The following is a 19,288-nucleotide window of genomic DNA, read 5'->3' as shown; positions in this document are numbered from 1 at the left end:
AGATTGATTCACCGCACCACCGGTAACTCGACATAGGACAGGCGTCCCGGCCCGTGGTGGACGATGTTGTCGGCGATCTGCCCCTTGCTCTCGGTCTCGTTGGTGCCGCCGGTATTGAGGTTGCGCACGAACTTGGGAAAGTTCGACGATGTCACTTCGATGCGGATGCGATGTCCCTTGCCGAAGCGGATGCTGGTCGCGATCGGCGACGGTTTGATCGTGTAAACCTGGCCCGGCTGCATCATCGCCGGTTTGTCAAAACCGTTCCGGTAGCGCACCCGAAAGATCGTATCGCCGATGATCCAGGCGGTACCATCGGGTGCGACATCGACCAGCTTTACCGCAAAATCCGTGTCGGGGGCACTGGAGGACACCTGGAGCACCGCATCGACAAAACCGCTGACCTCCACTGCATTTTCCAGCGGTTCGCTCGAATAGACGAGCACATCGTTGCGCGCCTCGACGCCGCGCTGATCGAACGCGCCGGGAATCACGATACCGCCGTTGCAGCAATCGCCGCCGCCGACCGTGGGCACGGGGTTCATCGGATCGTATCGGAAACGATCGGCGGTCCCGGTGGTCGGCGCTTCCGCAACCAATTTGCCCCCGCCATAGAGGCTGTTCGCATCGCCGTTACTGCTGAGGTAGAAGCGAAGCGGGCGGACATTTTTCGGTGGCCAGCTCTCGCTGTTTTTCCACTGGTTTGCGCCCATCGCGAAATAGCGGACATGCGGTGTCGCGTCGGGGAAGGCCCTTTTAATACCCTTCAGCCAGCGATCGAACCAACCGAAGACCGCGCCGTCGACGTCGAAGCTGGTGTCGCCCATCGAACGCTCGCCGACGACTGTATCCTTCCCCAACCGCGCATAGCCGCAGTGGGTAACGGGCGCGATGACCGCATATTGATTGGCGGCCGCCTCCGCATCCTCGGTGCTTGCGCGTGCGTGAGTGAACAGCTCGAGATTAGGCCCGATCGACACGTCATACCAGCTGTTGAACCACAGCGCGGGGACGCCCCAGCCCATGTCATCATGATAAAGTCCGCCTTCGCGCCATGCGGGATCAGCGGGTGTGCGGGCGATCAGCGTGTCGAACGTCTGCGGCGGTTCACCCAGGCTGGAAAGCAGGTTCGCGACGGGCAGCGATTTGATGTGCCTGGCCCAATCGACCGAGGGCTTGGTCGCGGCGAGGTCATTGTTGAGCGTCGCCCGTGCGCGTGTTGGCTCGTCGATGTCGGCGGGCAGCTGGGCGCGGACCGGATTGTCGACGCCATAGAGCCAGACGAAGAACAGGCTGCGCGGTACGCCGCCGGTGTACCAATTGCCCTGCTCCTGAAACCGCCCGACCTTGCCGATCCCGGCGCCCGCCGCCATCGGCACCATCGCCGCATGCGCGGGATGGTTCTGCGCGGCGAGCGCGAGTTGCCATTCGGCCGAGGACGAGCAGCCGAGTGTGCCGATCTTGCCGTTTGACCAGTCCTGTGCCGCGATCCAGCTCAGCGTATCGTAACCGTCAGTCTGGGGCTTGCCGAGAATCTCGTATTTGCCTTCGGAAAAATACCGCCCGCGTTCGTTTTGGACGATGAAGATATAGCCCCGCCGCACCGCCTCAATCGCATAGCGCTGCGTCGATCCGCGCAGCTTGTGCTCGTTGTAAGGCGTCTTCCACAGGATCACGGGCAGGCGACCGGAAGCGTTCTTGGGTGTGTAGATGTTGGTCGATAGCCGAACCCCGTCGCGCATCGGCACCATTACCGCGATCCGCGAATCGGCGGTTGCGGTGAGCTCGCTCTCCAAGGCCTGCGGGGTATATTTCGACAGATCCTGCGCGGACGCTGGCTGCGCCACGGCAGCGGCGACACACAAAATCAGCGGCGAGCCCAAGCGCGACATCAGCAACTCCGTCATCCCGGTTTTCGGGTCCGATTCGACACCGAAGGCTTTAAAGACCGCAACGCCCGCACCTTGTCAATTATGGGCTGAATTTCTCACTAGAGAAATATGTTGTCCTGAACAGGACATTATGGCAGTTTCTTGAAACAGGCATAAGGCCGGCCGCCAACGAGCGGCCAAGCACAAGGGGCGGATGAGATGCGTAAAGATAGTGACAAGGCCGGATTCCGGTTCGCTCGGGGTAGCAGCAGCGCGGCGCTCGCCATCGGTTTGATGCTCGCAATGCCGGCAGCGGCGCAGACGCCGTCCGAGACGGCGGCTTCGGCAGACGAAGAGATCCTTGTCACGGGATCGCGCATCGCACGCGCCGGGTTCGATCAGCCGACGCCAACCACCGTGGTCGGCGAGGATGAGTTACGCCTGGGCGCGCGTCCGAACATCCAGCAGGTTCTGAACGACCTTCCCCAAATCCGTCCGACGACCACGCCGAGCGTATCGAATGGCAATACGTCGACCGGCACCGCGCCTGTCGACATGCGTGGCCTAGGGTCCAACCGGACGCTGGTGCTACTCGATGGCCGGCGCTTCGTGGGCGAGGGAAATCTGAATTTCATTCCGACGAACCTGGTCGAGCGCGTCGAAGTCGTGACGGGGGGCGCTTCGGCGGCCTGGGGTTCGGGCGCGGTCGCGGGCGTCGTCAACATCATTCTCGACAAGGATTATGACGGTCTGTCGATCGGCGGAAATGTCGGCATATCGTCGCGTGGCGACGGGTTCCGCTATGGCTTTGACGCAAAATTCGGCACCAGCTTCGCCGACGGACGCGGTCAATTCATCGTCGGCGGGGAATTTGTCAAAGACGCCGGCGTGATCGACCGGAGCACCCGTCCCAACCTCAACAGCCCCGATTTCATTCCGTCGGGCACGGGTTCGGAACTGGTGAACGACGTGAACTTCGGGAACGTCACGCTGGGCGGTCTGATCACTAGCGGCGTTCTGGCCGGACAGACCTTCAATTCCGACGGGACGCTGCGCGCCTTCCGTCGCGGCACGAGTGTCGGTGCAGGCGCCTTCCCGCTGCGGATGGTGGGCGGCGAGGACGGCATCAATCTATACGACACTATCCCCGCCTCGTCGCCTTTCGAACGGCTGAGCACCTATGCCCGGCTAAGCTATGAAGTGGGCGATGCGACCTTCTGGGTCGATGGCAGCTATGCCCGCGCGCTGTCGAACGCCCCGTTCTTCGGTGACTATACGGTCGGTGGCGCGCTCGGTCTGCCCTATTTGACGATCCAGGCGAACAACCCCTATTTGTCCACCGCGATCCGCGATCAGCTCGCCGCCGCGGGCGAGACCAGCTTCACCTTCGGACGCTATTTCAACGACATTCTACAATTGCAGTTCCGCGGCCTGCGCGTGAGCAAGGAAGCCGCAATTGGCGTCGACGGGACGTTCGGCAGCGGCTTCCGTTACAAAGCCTGGTACAGCCATGGCGAGGTCGACAGCGAACAGGCCATGGGCAACTCGCGCCTGGTCCGGCAATTCAATAATTCGGTCAATGCGGTGTCGAGCGGCGGGCAAATTGTCTGCGGCATCAATGCCGACGCCAACCCGGCGAACGACGATACCGCGTGTCGGCCGCTCAATCCCTTTGGGGCATTGAACGCGTCGCCCGAAGCGCGCGCCTATTTCACCGGAACGCAGCAGGCCTTCGGGACGACCAAGCTCGATTCTGCCGGGGCCGAAATTCAGGGTGATCTCTTTTCCTTGTGGGCTGGCCCGGTGACCTTGGCGCTTGGTGCAGAGGCGCGCTGGGAAGAACAGATCTCGTCGCGCGACGACTTCACGGTGGCAAACGCCAGCAACTTCGGCATTCTCGTCTTTTCGACGCCGACTTCAGGCGGGTTCAACGTCAAGGAAGCGTTCGGCGAACTCCTGCTACCGCTGCTCAAACTTGAAAATGCGGTCGAAATCGACCTCAGCGGCGCGGCGCGCTATTCGGACTACAGCACCAGCGGCGGCATCTGGACATGGAAAGCTGGCGGCACCGCCCGCCTGTTCAACGATCTGTTGCTGCGCGCAACGCGTTCGCGGGACATCCGTTCGCCAAGCGTCGGCGAACTATTCGCCGTCCGCTCGATCAATATCGGACCGCTCAACGATCAGGACAGGGATGGTCGTGCCGCAGCTAACCCGGCCTATAATCCGACGCCGTCCACCGTCACGACCTTCACCGGCGGCAACCCCGATCTGGTGCCCGAAGTGAGCTATACGACGTCAATCGGCGCGACCTATTCGCCGTCTTATCTGCGCGGCTTCAGTGCCTCGGTCGATTATTACAAGATCAAGATCGACGGTGCGATCACGGCGCTGAACGGATCGAACCTGACGCTCGCTTGTGCTCGTGGCAGTACCGCAGCGTGTGATCGGATCACACGCGATGCGACGGGAACGGTCGTGCAGGTCGCCGCCAACCAGCAGAATATTGCGAGCTTCGAGACCAGCGGGCTCGACATGGAGGCATCATATGTCACCAGTCTGTCGAATGTTGGCGCGGGCCTGCCGGGCAGCATCCGCATTCGTGCTCTGGCGACCTACGTTAACAAACTGGTGTTCGATACGGGGCTCAGTCGCGTCGAAACGGCGGGCGACGTCGGGGACTCGGTCCTGCGCGCCACACCCAAATGGCGCGGAACGCTCAGCGCAACCTATGAGGATGCCAACTTCGGCTTCGACATCCGTGCCCGCTATATAGACGGCGGCAATTTTGACCGGACGCGCGCGACCCTGATCAACAACAAGATTGCTTCGCGGACTTATGTGGATATCGGGGCACGGTTCAAGGTCGACGATCGCTTCATGCTGTTCGGCAACGTCAACAATGTTTTCGACCGCAAGCCGCCACTCATCACCGTCAACAGCACCTTGTACGATGTCGTCGGCACATATGTCACCGTCGGCGCGCGGGTCGATTTTTAACGCCGTCGACACCTAGGCGGTTGGAGCTCGCTGTGTCCATCGAACTTGCATCGTCGGTCTCATTGAGCGTCAGTGCATGGTGGCGCGGCTTGACGTCGACCGGCATCGGGTTGAGTTCATAAGCGGGGGCAAGGCGCCAGCCAGCTGGGTCGCGCTGATAGCCGCGATTGCGCAAATGATCGTATTCCGGATCGCACCATAGCTTGGGCGTAAATGCCTTTACTGCACAAGTTATGGCGCAATCCTTTCTCACGGCGGTCAACCGCATTCGCGGCAATTGCCATCTGTGGCCACGCCTCAAAGCCTCTTCAAAATACGACATGATCTTGCCAGTTCGCATCCGAGAAATAATGGATGTGTTTAGCGCGATGGGCTAAAATGATCTACCATGTCGGGCCAATCCTGTCACCCAGGGGTATCGACCGCCTCTCGCATAACAACGCGGATGGCCGTTCGGTGGACAACCGGAATTGGCTTTCAATTTCTGAGTAAGTAGGTATTAGGGTTCTGCTTACGTCGCATGCGACGGATAATCGGCAGCTTTATGCCATCCCTTTATCCCTTTCTAGCACTATTGAAGCCGGGATGCGTCGCTGTTGGCGCATGCCCGTCATACTTGGGATAAAGGATACCCATATGACTACCGGAACTGTGAAATTTTTTAACGCCGATAAGGGCTATGGCTTTATCGCGCCGAACGACGGCGGCACCGATGCATTCGTGCACATCTCGGCCGTCGAACGTGCCGGCATGCATACCCTCCAAAAAGATCAGAGCGTATCTTATGAGCTGGAGACCGATCAGCGAGGCAAAACCTCTGCAGTGAATCTCCAGGCTGCATGATCGACTGGCGGCGGGTTGCTTTAGCACCCGCCGCCATTTTAATGTGCGTCAGCAATGTCCGCCGTTACGTCGGCGTGTTATGGCCGGAAGTCCGCCATACGCGGGTAATTCGCCATCCGGCTCGATGTCGGGCGCAAAATATCACATAAACGGTGGGCAAGGTGCGCAAATTTCCCATTCGCTCGGTCGTGGGTGACCGAGTGCACCCCGAAATGACGCCTACGATCTCACCAAGGGTCGGAATGTCTTTCGTGAGCGCGTGCCCGGGAGGCCAGGTCGGTAAAACGGCGCAACAATTCCAGGTGCAATTATATCGTGGCCAAGGCCGCCTATCGGGGACGATATGCATAACTCAGACGGGGGCGGCCACATCTTCCCCATGACCCAAATTCTCCCCAACGATAGCTCGGGCCGTTGCGCCTCTGCTCAACATATTGGCGAAGGCCAGTTGGCTACGGAAGTCCTTCGCCGTCTCGTCGCCGCAATGGTCGACTGAGTGCGATAACAAACGAAAAGGTAATTTTATGCAAGGTTACAAAGAACCGAGTTTCCAGGACCGCATGGCGGTCGCGCAAAGCGCGAAAAACAAAGCGCTCACACAATTGAACAGCAGGACTGCAATTGACCCCGCCGAACGAGCTCGCCGTATCGCGAGCCAAGCTGCCAAGGATGAAGCGCAGCAGATCAAACGCGCCGCTGCTCAAGAGGCGAGGAAAACCGCTCAGGCGGCGAAAGAAGATGAGCAAATGGCTCAGCGTGAAGCGGCTCGTCTGGCCGCTGAAGCCGCACTTGCCGCATCGCCGCGCGTCCTTGATGAAGCTGAACTGAAATCAGCGCGAGATGCGCGGTACGCCGCGCGCAAAGTGCGCAAGTCGGGACGGTCCTGATAAAGGAACCCGAAAAGATGTTGGCAAAAGTCTCCGATCGGGTCGTGTCCCTGGTCGTGGTGTAGCTTCCGCCGGTAGCGAAGCTGACCGAACACGCTGGGCCCCGCCTGGCACGAGCGGCACGCCCGTGCGGTCGAGCTGGCTGATCGGCACATTGGCTTTATGTTCCAGGATGCCGCTGCGCGCGCGATAGCAAAGTGTCGCCAAAAACCGACTGAGCAAACGGAGAAACCTTTATCCCCCGTCCGCCGCGCTTGGCGGCCGCGACGGGGGATGAGGTTTGGCGTCGACAGAAAGAACAATAAGAGAACAGATTCTATCTGTCAACTCGATTTCCTCTCTTTTCTGTCAGGGCCGGTCGGTTGACGTAAACGTCAATCAGCTCCAAGGCAGGGGGAGCAATGAAAGGGAGTGTGATGGCGGCAGCACCGAGTTTCGATCTTTCCGGGCGGATCGCGCTGGTGACGGGCGCGTCGTCGGGGCTGGGCGCCGGTTTCGCCAAAGCGCTGGCGGGTGCGGGTGCGAAGGTGGTGCTTGCAGCACGCCGCGCCGACAAACTCGCCGAGCAGGTTGCCGCGATCGAAGCCGCGGGCGGACAGGCGATTGCAGTCAGCATGGACGTCACCGACGAAGCATCGACCATCGCCGCCTATGACGCGGCCGAAGCCGCGTTCGGCACGGTCGATACGATTGTCGCCAACGCGGGGGTGGCGACCGAGAAGATGGCGATGAGCCTATCGGTGGACGACGTCGATTTCCTGCTCGCCGCGAATGTCCGCGGCGTATTCCTGACCGCGAGCGAGGGCGCCAAGCGGCTCGACAAGGCGGGGGTTCGCGAGAAGCAGCACGGCCGCATGGTGCTGATCGGGTCGATCACGGCCGAGAAGGTCTTTCCGGCCACTTCAGTCTATGGCGCGACCAAGGCGGCGGTGCGGCATCTGGGCAAGGCGCTGGCGCGCGAATGGGCGCGGCGCGGGATTTGCGTCAATGTGATCCAGCCCGGCTATTTCGAATCCGAAATGACCGCCGAACTGTTCGGCAGCGACACCGGCGCCGCGATGGTGAAGAGTTTTCCGCGCCAGCGCATGCGTCCCGCAACCGACCTGCACGCGCCTTTGCTGTTGCTTTGCTCCGACGCGGCGGTTGGCATCACCGGCAGCGTCTTTACCATCGACGACGGACAGACGCTGTGAGCGAACTGCTGATCGAGGCGCGCGAGCAGGTCGAAATCGCGACGCTCAACCGCCCCGAGCGGCTCAATGCGCTGAACGAGGGACTGGTCGACGACCTCAATGCCTATTTCGGCGGGCTCGCCGACCGCCCAGAGGTGCGCGTCGTGATCCTGCGCGGCGCCGGGCGCGGTTTCTGCGCCGGGCTCGACATCCAGGAAGACCGGTCGAGCGACGAGACGCCGGTGCTGCGGACGCTGCGCACCCAGACGCGCATCGGCAATATCTATCGCAAGATGCGCGTCTGTCCGCAACCGATCATCGCGCTAGGCCATGGCGCGGCGTGCGGGGGCGGGCTTTCGCTGCTGCTCGCGTCGGACGTGCGCTACGCTACGCCCGATTTCCGCGCCAATGCCGCCTATATCCGCATCGGCCTCGGCGGTTGCGACATGGCGTCGAGCTATTTCTTGCCGCGGCTAGTCGGTGCCAGTCTCGCCGCCGAGATGATCCTGACCGGGCGGTTCATCGACGCCGAACGGGCGCTGCGCGCCGGGCTGGTTAGCGAGATCGTCGATGAAGAGACGTTACTGGAGCGTGGGCTGGCGCTCGCCGACGAGATGCTGGTCACGAGCCCGCACGGGCTGCGGTTGTCGAAGCAGGCGCTGAATCTAAATATCGATGCACAGAGCCTCGACGCGGCGATGGCGATCGAGGATCGCCAACAGGTCATTCTGTCCGCCACCGAAGACCACCGCGAGGCGCTCACCGCATTCCTCGAAAAACGCGCGCCCGAATATCGCGAACGGTAGATCGCTCGCTACGGATATTGACTCACCGATATATCGGCATAGTGAGTGTCACTATCCCGTGGGAGAGGGGGCGATGGCAGTGCGCGTGAGGACCACCAAGGTGCCGGGTCGCAAGGGCCGGTTCCGGCGTACTGCCATCATCGCCTGCGCCGCTCTGCTCGCAGCGGCGCCCGCGCAGGGGCAGCCAAAACCGGCGGCGCCGCGCCAGCCCCATATCGTCATTCTGCTCGCCGACGATTGGGGGTTCAGCGACGTCGGGTCGTTCGGCGCCGAGTTTGCGACCCCGAACATCGATGCACTGGCTTTTGCGGGGACGCGCTTTTCCAATTTTCATGTCGCGGGGTCGTGTTCGCCGACGCGGGCGATGCTCCAGACCGGGGTGATGAACCACCGCAATGGTCTCGGTAACATGCCCGAAACGATCCCCGACGAACATCGCGGAAAGCCGGGGTACGACACGGTGATGAACCACCGCGTGGTGACGATCGCCCAGTTGCTGAAGGCGGCTGGCTATCGCACCTACCTGACCGGAAAATGGCATCTGGGCAGCGATCCGACACGGCTTCCTGAAGCGCGCGGCTATGACCGGGCGTTCAGCCTGGCCGATGCGGGCGCCGACAATTTCGAGCAACGCCCGATCGAAGGGATGTACGACACCGCCGCGTGGACCGAAAATGGCAAGCCTGCGACGCTGCCGAAGGATTATTATTCATCGACCTTCGTTGTGCAGCGGATGATCGATTATATCGAGGAGGGCCGCGCGAACGGCAAACCCTTCCTCGCTTCGATCAACTTCCTCGCCAATCATATCCCGGTGCAGGCGCCCGACAGCGACATCGCGCGCTATGCCGCATTGTACAAGGACGGCTGGACCGCGCTGCGCGCCGCGCGGGCCAAGCGCGCTGCGGCGCTGGGGATCGTACCCGCGGGGGTACCGATTGTCGCGATGCCGACCACCCCCGACTGGACCAAGCTCGACGCCAACGAACGCGCAGCCGCGGTCCGCGTGATGCAGGCCTATGCCGGGATGGCGACCGCAATGGACCGCGAGGTCGGCCGGCTGGTCGCGCATCTGAAATCGACCGGTGACTATGGCAATACGATCTTTGTGTTCCTGTCGGACAATGGCGCCGAGCCGACCAACCCGTTTCACAGCCTGCGCAACCGTCTATTCCTGGGGATGCAGTACGACCTGTCGACCGCCAATATTGGCCGCCGCGGCAGTTTCAGCGCGATCGGCCCCGGCTGGGCGAGCGCGGCGGCGTCGCCGTTGTCGGGCTATAAATTCAGCGCAACCGAGGGCGGGCTGCGCGTGCCGCTGATCATTGCCTGGCCGGGAAACAAGGCGCTGCGAGCAGGCGGTATCAGTGACGGCCTAGCGCATGTGACCGACATCGTGCCGACGCTGACCGAACTGGCAGGCGTCCCCGGCCATGGCGGCGCATGGCAAGGCAAAGCGGTTGAGCCGGTGACAGGGCGTAGTCTGGTGCCGATTTTGACGGGCCAGTCGGCGAGCGTGCATGGTGAGGCGCCGCTCGGCTATGAACTATCGGGCAATGCGGCGCTGTTTCGGGGCGATTACAAGTTGGTTCGCAACCTGGCGCCTACCGGCGATGGCAAATGGCGGCTTTACGACATCAAGGCCGATCCCGGCGAAACGCGCGATCTGGCCAACGCAATGCCCGATCGTTTTGCAGCAATGCTGGCCGACTACCGCGCCTATGCCAAAGCGAACGGTGTGCTCGACATGCCCGCGGGCTACACCGCCAACGAACAGATCAACCGCTACGCATTCGAACAACAGGGCCGCAAACGGCTGATCCAGCTGGGTCTGGGGGTCGGAGGAATCGTGCTGCTGCTGTCAGCCCTTGTCTGGCACTGGCGCCGTCGGCGCCGGGCGCGCAGGATCGATCAGGCGAAAACCGATATGGTCGGTGCCTAGGCTGCGCTCCTGAAACTGGCGCGCCGCGGGGCGGTAGCGCGCGCAATAATTGGCGGCACACAGGAAGCTGCCGCCCTTGATGACATTGCTTTCGCCGCCCGCCTTGCTCGTCGTCCATTCCCACACATTGCCGATCAAGTCGTGGACCCCGTGCTCGTCGGCGGGAAAGCAGGCAACGGGGGCGCGGCCAGTGAAGCCGTCGGTGCCAAGGTCGCGCGCGGGGAAGGCGCCCTGATAATAATTGGCCTGCGGCTTTCCCGCAGCATCGATCGGGACATGGCGGTCGGCGCCGCCGCTCGCCGCCGCCAGCTCCCATTGCTCCTCGCTCGGCAGTGCCTTGCCGGCCCAGCGGGCATAGGCCAGCGCGTCGTCATAGCCGATTTGGACGACCGGCTCGCGGTCGCGGCCCTTGATATTTGACGCGAGGCCAGCGGGATTACGCCACTGCGCCCCGACGACCCAGCGCCACCAGTTCGGATTGCCGTCGGTCGGCGCGGTGAAAACCGCACCGCCCGGAACCAGCATGTCGGGCGGCGCCCCCGGCAACGGCGGCGGGTCGCGCTCGGCGACGGTTTTGTATCCGGTCGCCTTGACGAAGGCTGCGAATTCGGCGTTGGTCACCTCGTGCGTCGCCATCCAAAAGCCCGCGACTGTCACTTGGCGTGGCGGCCCCTCTTCGGGCAGCCGCGCATCGGCACCCATGGTAAAGGTCGCGCCGGGGATCCATGCATAATCCTTGGTCGACATGGCCGGGCATTCGCGGGCGGCGGTCTTGGTCGGCGGTTCGTCCGTCGCGGTACCGCACGCCGCCAGCGCGCCCAGCGCCACGATCGACAGCACCGCCGCCGCGCGGCGTTTCAAGCCGTGTCCCCGATCGTCGCCATCAGCGTTTCGGCCATATGCATCGTAACCGTCCCGGCTTCTTCCGCCGACAGCCCTTGATCGTGGCGCAGTGCGCGCCAGTTCTGAAACGACAATGACGCGCACAGCGCCTCGACATTGATCCGGTCGGTCAACACTCTGCCGGGGAGCAGACGCAGCAGCAGTTCACGCTCCAGCATCACCACCTTGCCATATTGCCCCATCAGGAACGGCGACTGGTAACGCTTGATATTGGCGGCGAGGCGGAAGGGCAGGGTTGTTTCGAACACGCGGACGCGCCGCCGCACCAGATCGCGGACATTGGCGCGCCAATCCTGATCGGGATAGGGTGCCGCGACGATCGGCATGACCCGCTCGGTGATCGTCGCGGTAATTTCTGCATACAGCGCGTCCATGTCGTCGAAATGGCGAAACACGGTGCGCAGCCCGATCCCGGCCTCTTCGGCGACGCGCGCCGCACTCGGCGCCAGGTCGCCGCCGACGATCAGCTCCATCATCGCCTCGACGATCCGCTTGTGGCTCGACCGGCCGCGTTCGCGGCGGCCGTCGACCCGCGCGGGATCGGCCTGCGTCGCCATCGATTTGCTCGCTGCCTTGGTCATGGCTTCTCCGCTGGCCCAGCTTGGCGCCGGGGTCAATGGTGTGGTCGCGATCGACCTTGCGCCGCAACCAATAAAATGACACATATAGTGCCATATTCGAAGCAATGGCAGAGGCGGGGGCGATGACCGAACAGGGCGCAATGGTGGCCGCTGTATGGACGGGCGCGCTGCTGTTGTGGCTGGCTTTCCTGCTATTTTACGACGGGTTTCGCCGCCCGCTCCGCCGTGATGAGATTGATGCCTTTTTCGCCACGCTGGGGCCCCGCATGGCCGAAACGGGCAATGATGCGGCGCGGCTACGCGCCTTTCTGGAAGCCGATGACGGCCGCGAGTTCGTGATGGTCAATCTGGTCGGCACCCGCGCGGGTCCGGTCTCCGATCCCGCGAGCGGCGCGACGCGCGATGGCGGCGAATGGCTGCGGCGCTATTCCGACTCTTTTGTGCGCGGGCTGATCGCGCGCGGTGGGCATCCGCTGTTCGTCGGGCGCAAGGTGGGCGGCTATATCGATGCCTGGAACACCCCGGAAGATCCAGGCTGGTCACTGGTCGGCACGATGCGCTACCGCAGCCGCCGCGACCTGATCCGCGTGGCGAGTGACCCGGCGTTTCGCGCGGCACATCCGGCGAAGCTCCTGGGGATTGCGACGACCTTTTCGTTCCCGACCCAGCAGCAGATTGCCTTTTACGCCAGCCCGCGGGTCACCGTCGGCCTGCTGCTGGGGTTGCTAGCAGCGCTGACGCATATCGCCGTGCTGACATTCGGATAGGGTGGGGGTCGTAATGAAGAAAAGATGGATTGCATTGGGAGCCGTTGCGGCGCTGGGCGCCGGGGGGTATTGGGCGTTTCAGGCCAATAAATACCGCCTGCCGGGCATCCTTCAGGACTGGCGCGATCCGGTGCAGCCCAACCAGGCCATCGCTTGGCAGCAGGGTCCGGCAACACCCGCCGAGGGCAAACGCCCGCCCAACATCATCCTGATCGTCGCTGACGACCTTGGCTATAACGACATCAGCCTGAACGGTGGCGGCGTCGGGGGCGGGATCGTCAAAACGCCGAACATCGACGCGCTCGCGCGCGAGGGGGTGAATTTCACCACCGCCTATGCCGCAAACGCCACCTGCTCGCCCTCGCGCGCCGCGATGATGACCGGGCGTTACCCGACGCGCTTTGGTTTCGAATTTACTGCGGTTCCGGTCCAGTTCGCCGAAAATATGGCGCATGGCGAGGGCGTCGGTCCGCTGCGCGCAATCTTCCACAAGGATCGGATCACCCCCGACATCCCCGACTATCCCGACATGGGCGTCCCCGCCGGCGAGGTGACGATCGCCGAGGCGGTCAAGGCGGCGGGCTACCACTCGCTGCACATCGGTAAATGGCATCTGGGCGAAGCGCCGGAGTTGCAGCCCCATGCGCAGGGTTTCGACGAAAGCCTCGCTATCCTCGCCGGCGGCGCGATGTTCATGCGCGAAGACGATCCGGACGTCGTCAATGCGAAGCTGCCATGGGATCCGATCGACCGCTTCTTGTGGGCCAATTTGCGCCATGCGGTGACCTTTAACGGCAGCCAGCGCTTTTATCCGCGCGGCCATATGACCGACTATTTTGCCGAAGAAGCAATCAAGGCGATCGAGGCCAATCGCAACCGCCCCTTCTTCATGTATCTGGCGTTCAATGCGCCGCACACGCCGTTGCAGGCAACCAAGGCTGATTATGACGTGCTGCCGCAGATCAAGGATCACAAGACACGCGTCTATGGCGCGATGATCGCGCAGATGGACCGCCGCATCGGCGATCTGATGGCCAAGTTGAAAGAGCAGGGGATCGACGACAATACGCTCGTTATCTTCACCAGCGACAATGGCGGGGCGTGGTACAACGGGATCGAGCGACTGAACGCGCCGTTCCGCGGCTGGAAAGCGACCTTTTTCGAAGGTGGCATCCGCACGCCCTTGTTCATGCGCTGGCCGGGCGGCATCGCACCCGGGACACAGCGCGCCGACATCACGGGCCATCTCGACATCTTCTCGACGATTGCTGCGGCCGCGGGCGCAGCGGTGCCTGCGGACCGGACGATCGACAGCGAGAATATCCTCGCCGGGCCGGCGAGCCGACCGGCTATGTTCTGGCGCTCTGGCGATTATCGCGCCGTGCGCGCGGGCGATTGGAAATTGCAGGTGACCAAGCGGCCCGAAAAGGCGCGCCTCTATAATCTCGCGACCGACCCGACCGAACAAAAGGATCTCGGCGCCAGCGACCCGCAGCGCGTCGCGGCACTGCGCGCGATGATTGAGGCACAGAACAAGGATATGGCGAAACCGATCTGGCCGGGGCTGATCGAAGGGCCGGTGCGGATCGACGTGCCGCTCAATGCGCCGTGGCGGAGCGGGCAGGACTATATCTACTGGAGCAACTGAGCGAGCCGGGCCTTGCGGCGCTTGCTCGGTACCCGGCGATCTGGATGACTGGTGCGGTCGAGAAGACTCGAACTTCCACGGCCTTTCGGCCACAACGACCTCAACGTTGCGCGTCTACCAGTTCCGCCACGACCGCACATCATGATGGGGCCGAACGGGTCCGGCTCCGGGTAGGAGCGGGCGCCTAGCAAAGCTTTTGGGGCGATGCAAGCGAGCTTCGCTGCATTTATTTTTGCGAGTGCGAAGGCGCAATGCCACTCGCGACCGCCTTTGCGCCGTCTTGTCATCAACCGGACTCAAAAGAGTCACGCATCTGTCACGGCTCTGGCGTCAGACCGTCATCGAATCACCCTAGTGGCGTCGTCACCGGGGGCGAAACATCGTTCACCGGTGATTTTTCATCAGGGGCGCCGCTCGACCGACTTGGGGGCGCACACCGGGAACGGAGATTTTCATGGCGGCTTTCGCACGCGTTCGTATGGTCATGCTCAGCGGCGTGGCTTGTTCTATTCTGGCCGCTTGCGGTGCCGATGGCGTTGCTTCGCCGGGTGAAGGCGTCATCGTTATTCCCGCGCCGACCCCCGCCCCGACGCCGACGCCGACTCCCACTCCGACGCCGACCGGCGTGACCCCCGCCGCGAACTGCCCGACCATCGCCGGCCCCGACCAGTTGGCGAACCTGGGTACGATCACCGGTCCCGGGGGCGAATGGCGCAACTGCGGCTTCCCGACGCGCTTCACCGCATCGACCGCCATCCCGAAGGTCACCGGCGTAATCTATTCGCTTCCGGGCCGCGTCGATGTCGGCACCGATCAGGGGGCTACGACCACCAATACTGTTGCGACGCTGACGATCGATCCAGGCGTCACCATCTTTGGTGCGACTGGGGTGTCCTTCCTGGTCGTCAATCGCGGCAACCGAATCGATGCCGTCGGTACCCCGACCCAGCCGATCGTTTTTACCGGCCGCGGCAATGTCGTTGGTTCGGCGACCGACCAGACCTCACAGCTGTGGGGCGGCGTCGTCCTGCTCGGCCGCGCGCCGATCACTGACTGCCTTGCTCCCGCCGCGACCCCCGGCACCGCGGCGTGCGAACGCGACACCGAAGGCACGTCGAACGCGCTTTATGGCGGCGCACAGCCGGCTGACAATTCGGGCCGCATGTCCTATGTCCAGATCCGCTATTCGGGCTTCATTCTCAGCTCCGACAAGGAGCTGCAGGGCTTGACCCCGTCGGGCACGGGTTCAGGTACCCAGCTCGACCATATCCAGATCCATAACAGCTCGGACGATGGTATCGAAGTATTCGGTGGCCGGGTGAACATGAAGCACCTGGTGATCACTGGCGCCGAGGATGACGGTCTCGACACCGATGTCGGTTATCAGGGTAACGTCCAGTATGTCATCGGCGTGCAGCGCGCCGGCGGGGCGGTTGGCGACTCGATGATGGAAATCGACTCGGACGGCAATGAAGACACGACCCCGCGCCAGCGCGTGAACTTATCGAACTTCACGTACATCCAGCGCAACAATGCGGCGGGTAACGGTGCAGCGATCCGTATCCGTGGCGGCGCCGACTATACCTTTGCCAACGGTCTGATCGTTGCGCCGGGGATTAGCTGCCTGCGCATCGACAGCGCTACGACGACGCAGACGACCGGCCCCGATGAACAGGGTCCGCCGAAGTTCTTCTCGATGTCGCTCCAATGCAACGCGACGCCGTTCCGCGGCTCGAACGGCGTGACCGCGGCACAGGTCCAGGCGATCTTCGAAGGCGGCACGAACAACCGTTCGAACTACCTCCCCAGCCTGACGAACCTGTTCGTCAACGGGGCGACCGAAACGGGCTTCACGCCGTTCGATGCGAAGACGCTCAATGCCTTCTTCGATACCACGGCCTATGTCGGCGCCGTCCGCGACGCCAACGACACCTGGTATCAGAGCTGGACCTGTAACTCGGCAACCGCGGACTTCGGCACCAGCAGCGGCAGCTGCACCGCCATTCCGACGACCTGATCGCTCGCGATCCAATTGGGGAGCGGGCACGCCTGACGGGCTGGCCCGCTCCCTTCCTACATATTCCTGGGGACATTCCACATGACCAAGCGGCCGATCTTTGCCAGCCTGCTCCTTCTCAGTTCGGCGCTCGTCGCGCCCGCAGCGCTCGCCCAGGATGCGAGCGGCGAGCCTGCCGCCGAAACGCCGCCGGTGGCCAGCGATGCGTCCGAACCCGATGACGGCACCGCAGAAGGCGAAGCCGATGTGTCGATCCCCGGCGGTGCAGACGCCGAGATCGTCGTCACTGGCCGTTTCACTCCCAATATCGTCCGTGCGACGCCCGAAGTCGTGTCTGTGCTGTCCTCGGCCGACATCGCGCGCACTGGTGAAGGCGACATCGCGGGCTCGCTGCAACGCGTGACCGGCCTTTCAGTGGTCGGCGGCGGCTTCGTCTATGTTCGCGGCCTTGGCGACCGTTATTCGCTCGCACTGCTTAACGGCTCGCCACTGCCCAGCCCGGAACCGTTAAAGCGCGTTGTCCCGCTCGACATCTTCCCCTCGAACGTCATCGATTCGACGCTGGTGCAGAAGAGCTATTCGGCGAACTTCCCCGGCGAATTCGGCGGCGGTGTGATCAACCTGACGACCAAAGCTATCCCGCGCGAAAGCTTCCTCACCGTGTCGGGCGGCATTGGTTGGGATAGCGAGACGACCAACCAGCTCGGCTATACCTATTATGGCAGCGACACCGACTGGACTGGCTTTGACGACGGCACCCGCGACATTCCGCCATTGCTCAAGGCCGCCCTTGCGAGCGGCAAACCGATCCTGGAGGGCGCCGATTTCACCCAGGATGATCTGGAAGCGATCCAGATGGAACTGGTCAACGCCGAAACATCCTTGCTCCAGCAGAATGATCATATTCCGGTCAACTGGTCGGCTGGGCTGACCGGCGGCCTCAACATCCCGCTGGCCAACGGCGAACTGGGGATAATCGCGACCGCGGGGATCAGCAACAAGTGGCGGACGCGCGATACGTTGCAGCAGGTCTCGCTTAACCAGGATCTGTCGGGTGATCCGCAGACGAGCTATAACAGGGTCATCACCGACAACCGTGTCGTGGTGAACGGGCTGCTCGGTTTCGGTCTGGAGCTTGGTGATCACAAGTTCCGCTGGACCAACCTGTATATTCGCGACTCGTTGAAACAGTCGCGGCTGGGGCTCGGCACCGACCGCAACCAGTCTGAACGCGACATTCTGAAACAGGATACCGCCTGGTTCGAACGTCAGTTGATCAACACCCAACTGGTCGCCGAACTCGACTTTGATCGGTTCCAGATCGACCTGCGCGGCGCCTATGCCAAAACGCAACGTGAGGCGCCATATGAGCGCGGCTTCACTTATGTGCGGACGAACCTTCCGGCCGAACAGGATCCGACCGGCGACAAATTTGTCAACGATCTGGGCGGCAACCGCGGCGATGCGACGATCGCCTTTTCGGACCTGAACGAGGAACTGTGGTCGGGCGGTGTCGATCTGTCCTACGAGCTCGCGCCACAAATCACCGCCACGGTCGGCTACGCCTATACCGACACCAGTCGCATCGCGGTCCGCCGCGCATTCCAGTTTCGCGCACAGAATCTGCCAATTGCGGTGCAACAACTGCGTCCCGACTATCTGCTTTCCGACGCCAGCATCCAGCTTTACAACATCGCGCTGGTCGAAACATCGGCGCAAGACGGCACTGCGGCATTCGATGCAGGGCTCACCACTCACGCTGGCTACGCCCAGCTGCAGGCCGAGATTGCATCGGGTATGAACGTCAACGTCGGCGTGCGTTACGAGGACGGCAAGCAGACCGTGGTGCCGATTGACCTGTTCGGCACGGGCGGCAGCGCGATTGTTCAGACCAACATCAAGAATGACTATTGGCTGCCCGCGGTCACGCTGACCTGGGAAGTCGCACCCGATATGCAGGTGCGCATGAACGCATCGAACACGATCGCCCGCCCGCAGTTCCGCGAGCTGATCGCGCAAATCTATCAGGATCCCGAATCGAACCGTCTGTTCCGCGGCAACCCGTCGCTAATCGACAGCGAGTTGTGGAACGCCGAGCTGCGTTACGAATGGTATTTTGCCAAGGATCAGCGCCTGACCGCGGCGGGTTTCTTCAAGAAGATCGACAGCCCGATCGAGGCTTATACCTCGATTGCGGACTCGTCGGTCAACACCAGCTTCGCCAACGCGCCAAAGGCGCTGCTGTACGGCGGCGAGGTCGAGGTGCAGAAATATTTCGCGCTCGACGGGATGTCGGACGGTGCCTTCTGGGCCAGCCGCCGACTGGTGCTGATCGGTAACTACACCTTCACCCAGTCCGAAATCCAGGTCGGCGCCGGTGACACGACCGTGATCAACGGCGTGGTGCAGGACGCGCGTAACTTCTTCTTCGACGGTTCGCCGCTGACCGGCCAGTCGGACCACCTAGTCAATTTCCAGATCGGGCTCGAGGATCAGGACAAATTGTCGCAGCAGACGATCCTCGTGACCTATGCCAGTCCGCGCGTTACCAGTCGCGGTCCATCGGGCCAGCCCGACATTCGCGAAAAGCCGGGCATTTCGGTCGATTTCGTCGCGCGGCAGGGGATTAACCTGCTGAACAAGGAAATCGAACTGAAGTTCGAGGCGCGCAATTTGACCGGTCGAAAATATCAGGAAGTGCAGGAAAGCGGCGACAATCGCATCTTCCTCAACCGCTACAAGCTCGGCCGCACCTTCTCGCTGAGCGCTTCGCTGAAGTTCTGATGGTCCTCCACCCCTCCCCTTCAGGGGAGGGGCTTTATGACGGCCGGCACCACCACTAGACTCGCCC

The 19,288-nt window shown here is 62.5% G+C and carries 14 protein-coding genes, 1 tRNA gene and 1 pseudogene; 12 read left to right on the top strand and 4 right to left on the bottom strand.

All coding sequences use genetic code 11. From position 1 onward, the window contains the following. Window positions 1-8 precede the first annotated feature (8 nt). Window positions 9-1,892: a CocE/NonD family hydrolase gene (locus tag CDQ92_RS10480; protein ID WP_088441535.1), complete on the bottom strand. Its 1,884-nt coding sequence runs from the start codon at window positions 1,890-1,892 to the stop codon at window positions 9-11. 198 nt (window positions 1,893-2,090) lie between these two features. Between CDQ92_RS10480 and CDQ92_RS10475 the strand changes: the two genes are divergently transcribed. The 8 genes and pseudogenes from CDQ92_RS10475 (at window position 2,091) to CDQ92_RS10445 (ending at window position 10,521) form a co-directional block, all read left to right on the top strand. Further along, a complete protein-coding gene (locus tag CDQ92_RS10475) occupies window positions 2,091-4,871 on the top strand; it encodes a TonB-dependent receptor plug domain-containing protein (protein WP_088441290.1) in 2,781 nt (926 codons plus the stop codon). Window positions 4,872-5,074: 203 nt separating this feature from the next. Next, window positions 5,075-5,248, top strand: coding sequence for a hypothetical protein (locus CDQ92_RS21135; protein WP_158213819.1), 174 nt, complete (start codon window positions 5,075-5,077; stop codon window positions 5,246-5,248). A 259-nt stretch (window positions 5,249-5,507) separates the two neighbouring features. Continuing rightward, entirely contained in the window at window positions 5,508-5,714 is a 207-nt protein-coding gene (locus CDQ92_RS10465; protein WP_088441288.1) for a cold-shock protein, read from the top strand. A 149-nt stretch (window positions 5,715-5,863) separates the two neighbouring features. Then, window positions 5,864-5,997 (top strand): annotated as a pseudogene (locus tag CDQ92_RS21660) (S1 domain-containing protein); the annotation flags it as partial. A 151-nt stretch (window positions 5,998-6,148) separates the two neighbouring features. Next, the gene (locus tag CDQ92_RS10460; protein ID WP_229667023.1) at window positions 6,149-6,601 is read left to right on the top strand and encodes a DUF6481 family protein; all 453 of its coding nucleotides are present in this window, start codon (window positions 6,149-6,151) and stop codon (window positions 6,599-6,601) included. A gap of 416 nt (window positions 6,602-7,017) precedes the next feature. After that, entirely contained in the window at window positions 7,018-7,794 is a 777-nt protein-coding gene (locus CDQ92_RS10455; RefSeq protein ID WP_088441286.1) for an SDR family NAD(P)-dependent oxidoreductase, read from the top strand. Next, window positions 7,791-8,579: an enoyl-CoA hydratase/isomerase family protein gene (locus CDQ92_RS10450; protein WP_088441285.1), complete on the top strand. Its 789-nt coding sequence runs from the start codon at window positions 7,791-7,793 to the stop codon at window positions 8,577-8,579. Before CDQ92_RS10455 ends, CDQ92_RS10450 begins: the two co-directional genes overlap by 4 nt. Window positions 8,580-8,664: 85 nt before the next feature. After that, window positions 8,665-10,521 carry an arylsulfatase gene (locus CDQ92_RS10445; RefSeq protein ID WP_229667025.1) on the top strand — a complete coding sequence of 619 codons (1,857 nt, stop codon included), beginning with the start codon at window positions 8,665-8,667 and terminating at the stop codon, window positions 10,519-10,521. Here CDQ92_RS10445 and CDQ92_RS10440 read toward each other — a convergent pair. Together CDQ92_RS10440 and CDQ92_RS10435 are read right to left on the bottom strand one after the other, a co-directional pair. Then, window positions 10,441-11,382 (bottom strand): formylglycine-generating enzyme family protein, encoded by a 942-nt coding sequence (locus tag CDQ92_RS10440; protein WP_088441283.1) that lies wholly within the window; start codon window positions 11,380-11,382, stop codon window positions 10,441-10,443. The genes CDQ92_RS10445 and CDQ92_RS10440 overlap by 81 nt on opposite strands. Then, window positions 11,379-12,005, bottom strand: a complete 627-nt coding sequence (locus CDQ92_RS10435) for a TetR/AcrR family transcriptional regulator (RefSeq protein WP_088441282.1) — start codon at window positions 12,003-12,005, stop codon at window positions 11,379-11,381. Before CDQ92_RS10435 ends, CDQ92_RS10440 begins: the two co-directional genes overlap by 4 nt. A gap of 122 nt (window positions 12,006-12,127) precedes the next feature. Here CDQ92_RS10435 and CDQ92_RS10430 point away from each other — a divergent pair, with 122 nt between their 5' ends. Together CDQ92_RS10430 and CDQ92_RS10425 are read left to right on the top strand one after the other, a co-directional pair. Beyond that, the gene (locus tag CDQ92_RS10430) at window positions 12,128-12,772 is read left to right on the top strand and encodes a hypothetical protein (protein WP_144035741.1); all 645 of its coding nucleotides are present in this window, start codon (window positions 12,128-12,130) and stop codon (window positions 12,770-12,772) included. Window positions 12,773-12,785: 13 nt separating this feature from the next. Beyond that, on the top strand, window positions 12,786-14,420 hold the full coding sequence (locus tag CDQ92_RS10425; protein ID WP_088441280.1) for a sulfatase-like hydrolase/transferase: 1,635 nt from the start codon (window positions 12,786-12,788) through the stop codon (window positions 14,418-14,420). A gap of 49 nt (window positions 14,421-14,469) precedes the next feature. Here CDQ92_RS10425 and CDQ92_RS10420 read toward each other — a convergent pair. Further along, a tRNA-Leu gene (locus CDQ92_RS10420) sits at window positions 14,470-14,556 on the bottom strand. 318 nt (window positions 14,557-14,874) lie between these two features. Between CDQ92_RS10420 and CDQ92_RS10415 the strand changes: the two genes are divergently transcribed. Then, the gene (locus CDQ92_RS10415; protein WP_088441279.1) at window positions 14,875-16,437 is read left to right on the top strand and encodes a hypothetical protein; all 1,563 of its coding nucleotides are present in this window, start codon (window positions 14,875-14,877) and stop codon (window positions 16,435-16,437) included. 81 nt (window positions 16,438-16,518) lie between these two features. Beyond that, window positions 16,519-19,221, top strand: coding sequence for a TonB-dependent receptor domain-containing protein (locus CDQ92_RS10410; RefSeq protein WP_088441278.1), 2,703 nt, complete (start codon window positions 16,519-16,521; stop codon window positions 19,219-19,221). Window positions 19,222-19,288 lie beyond the last annotated feature (67 nt).

Source organism: Sphingopyxis bauzanensis (genome assembly GCF_002205675.1).
GTDB lineage: Bacteria > Pseudomonadota > Alphaproteobacteria > Sphingomonadales > Sphingomonadaceae > Sphingopyxis > Sphingopyxis bauzanensis.
Note: the sequence above shows the minus strand (reverse complement) of the source record. Positions and strands in the feature narration are given on the sequence as shown.

Excerpts from the sequence above, each read along its gene's own strand:
- CDQ92_RS10480 (WP_088441535.1), bottom strand. The coding sequence starts at position 1,892 with ATGTCGCGCTTGGGCTCGCCGCTGATTTTGTGTGTCGCCGCTGCCGTG.
- CDQ92_RS10475 (WP_088441290.1), top strand. The coding sequence starts at position 2,091 with ATGCGTAAAGATAGTGACAAGGCCGGATTCCGGTTCGCTCGGGGTAGC.
- CDQ92_RS10465 (WP_088441288.1), top strand. The coding sequence starts at position 5,508 with ATGACTACCGGAACTGTGAAATTTTTTAACGCCGATAAGGGCTATGGC.
- CDQ92_RS10455 (WP_088441286.1), top strand. The coding sequence starts at position 7,018 with ATGGCGGCAGCACCGAGTTTCGATCTTTCCGGGCGGATCGCGCTGGTG.
- CDQ92_RS10435 (WP_088441282.1), bottom strand. The coding sequence starts at position 12,005 with ATGACCAAGGCAGCGAGCAAATCGATGGCGACGCAGGCCGATCCCGCG.
- CDQ92_RS10430 (WP_144035741.1), top strand. The coding sequence starts at position 12,128 with ATGACCGAACAGGGCGCAATGGTGGCCGCTGTATGGACGGGCGCGCTG.
- CDQ92_RS10425 (WP_088441280.1), top strand. The coding sequence starts at position 12,786 with ATGAAGAAAAGATGGATTGCATTGGGAGCCGTTGCGGCGCTGGGCGCC.
- CDQ92_RS10415 (WP_088441279.1), top strand. The coding sequence starts at position 14,875 with ATGGCGGCTTTCGCACGCGTTCGTATGGTCATGCTCAGCGGCGTGGCT.
- CDQ92_RS10410 (WP_088441278.1), top strand. The coding sequence starts at position 16,519 with ATGACCAAGCGGCCGATCTTTGCCAGCCTGCTCCTTCTCAGTTCGGCG.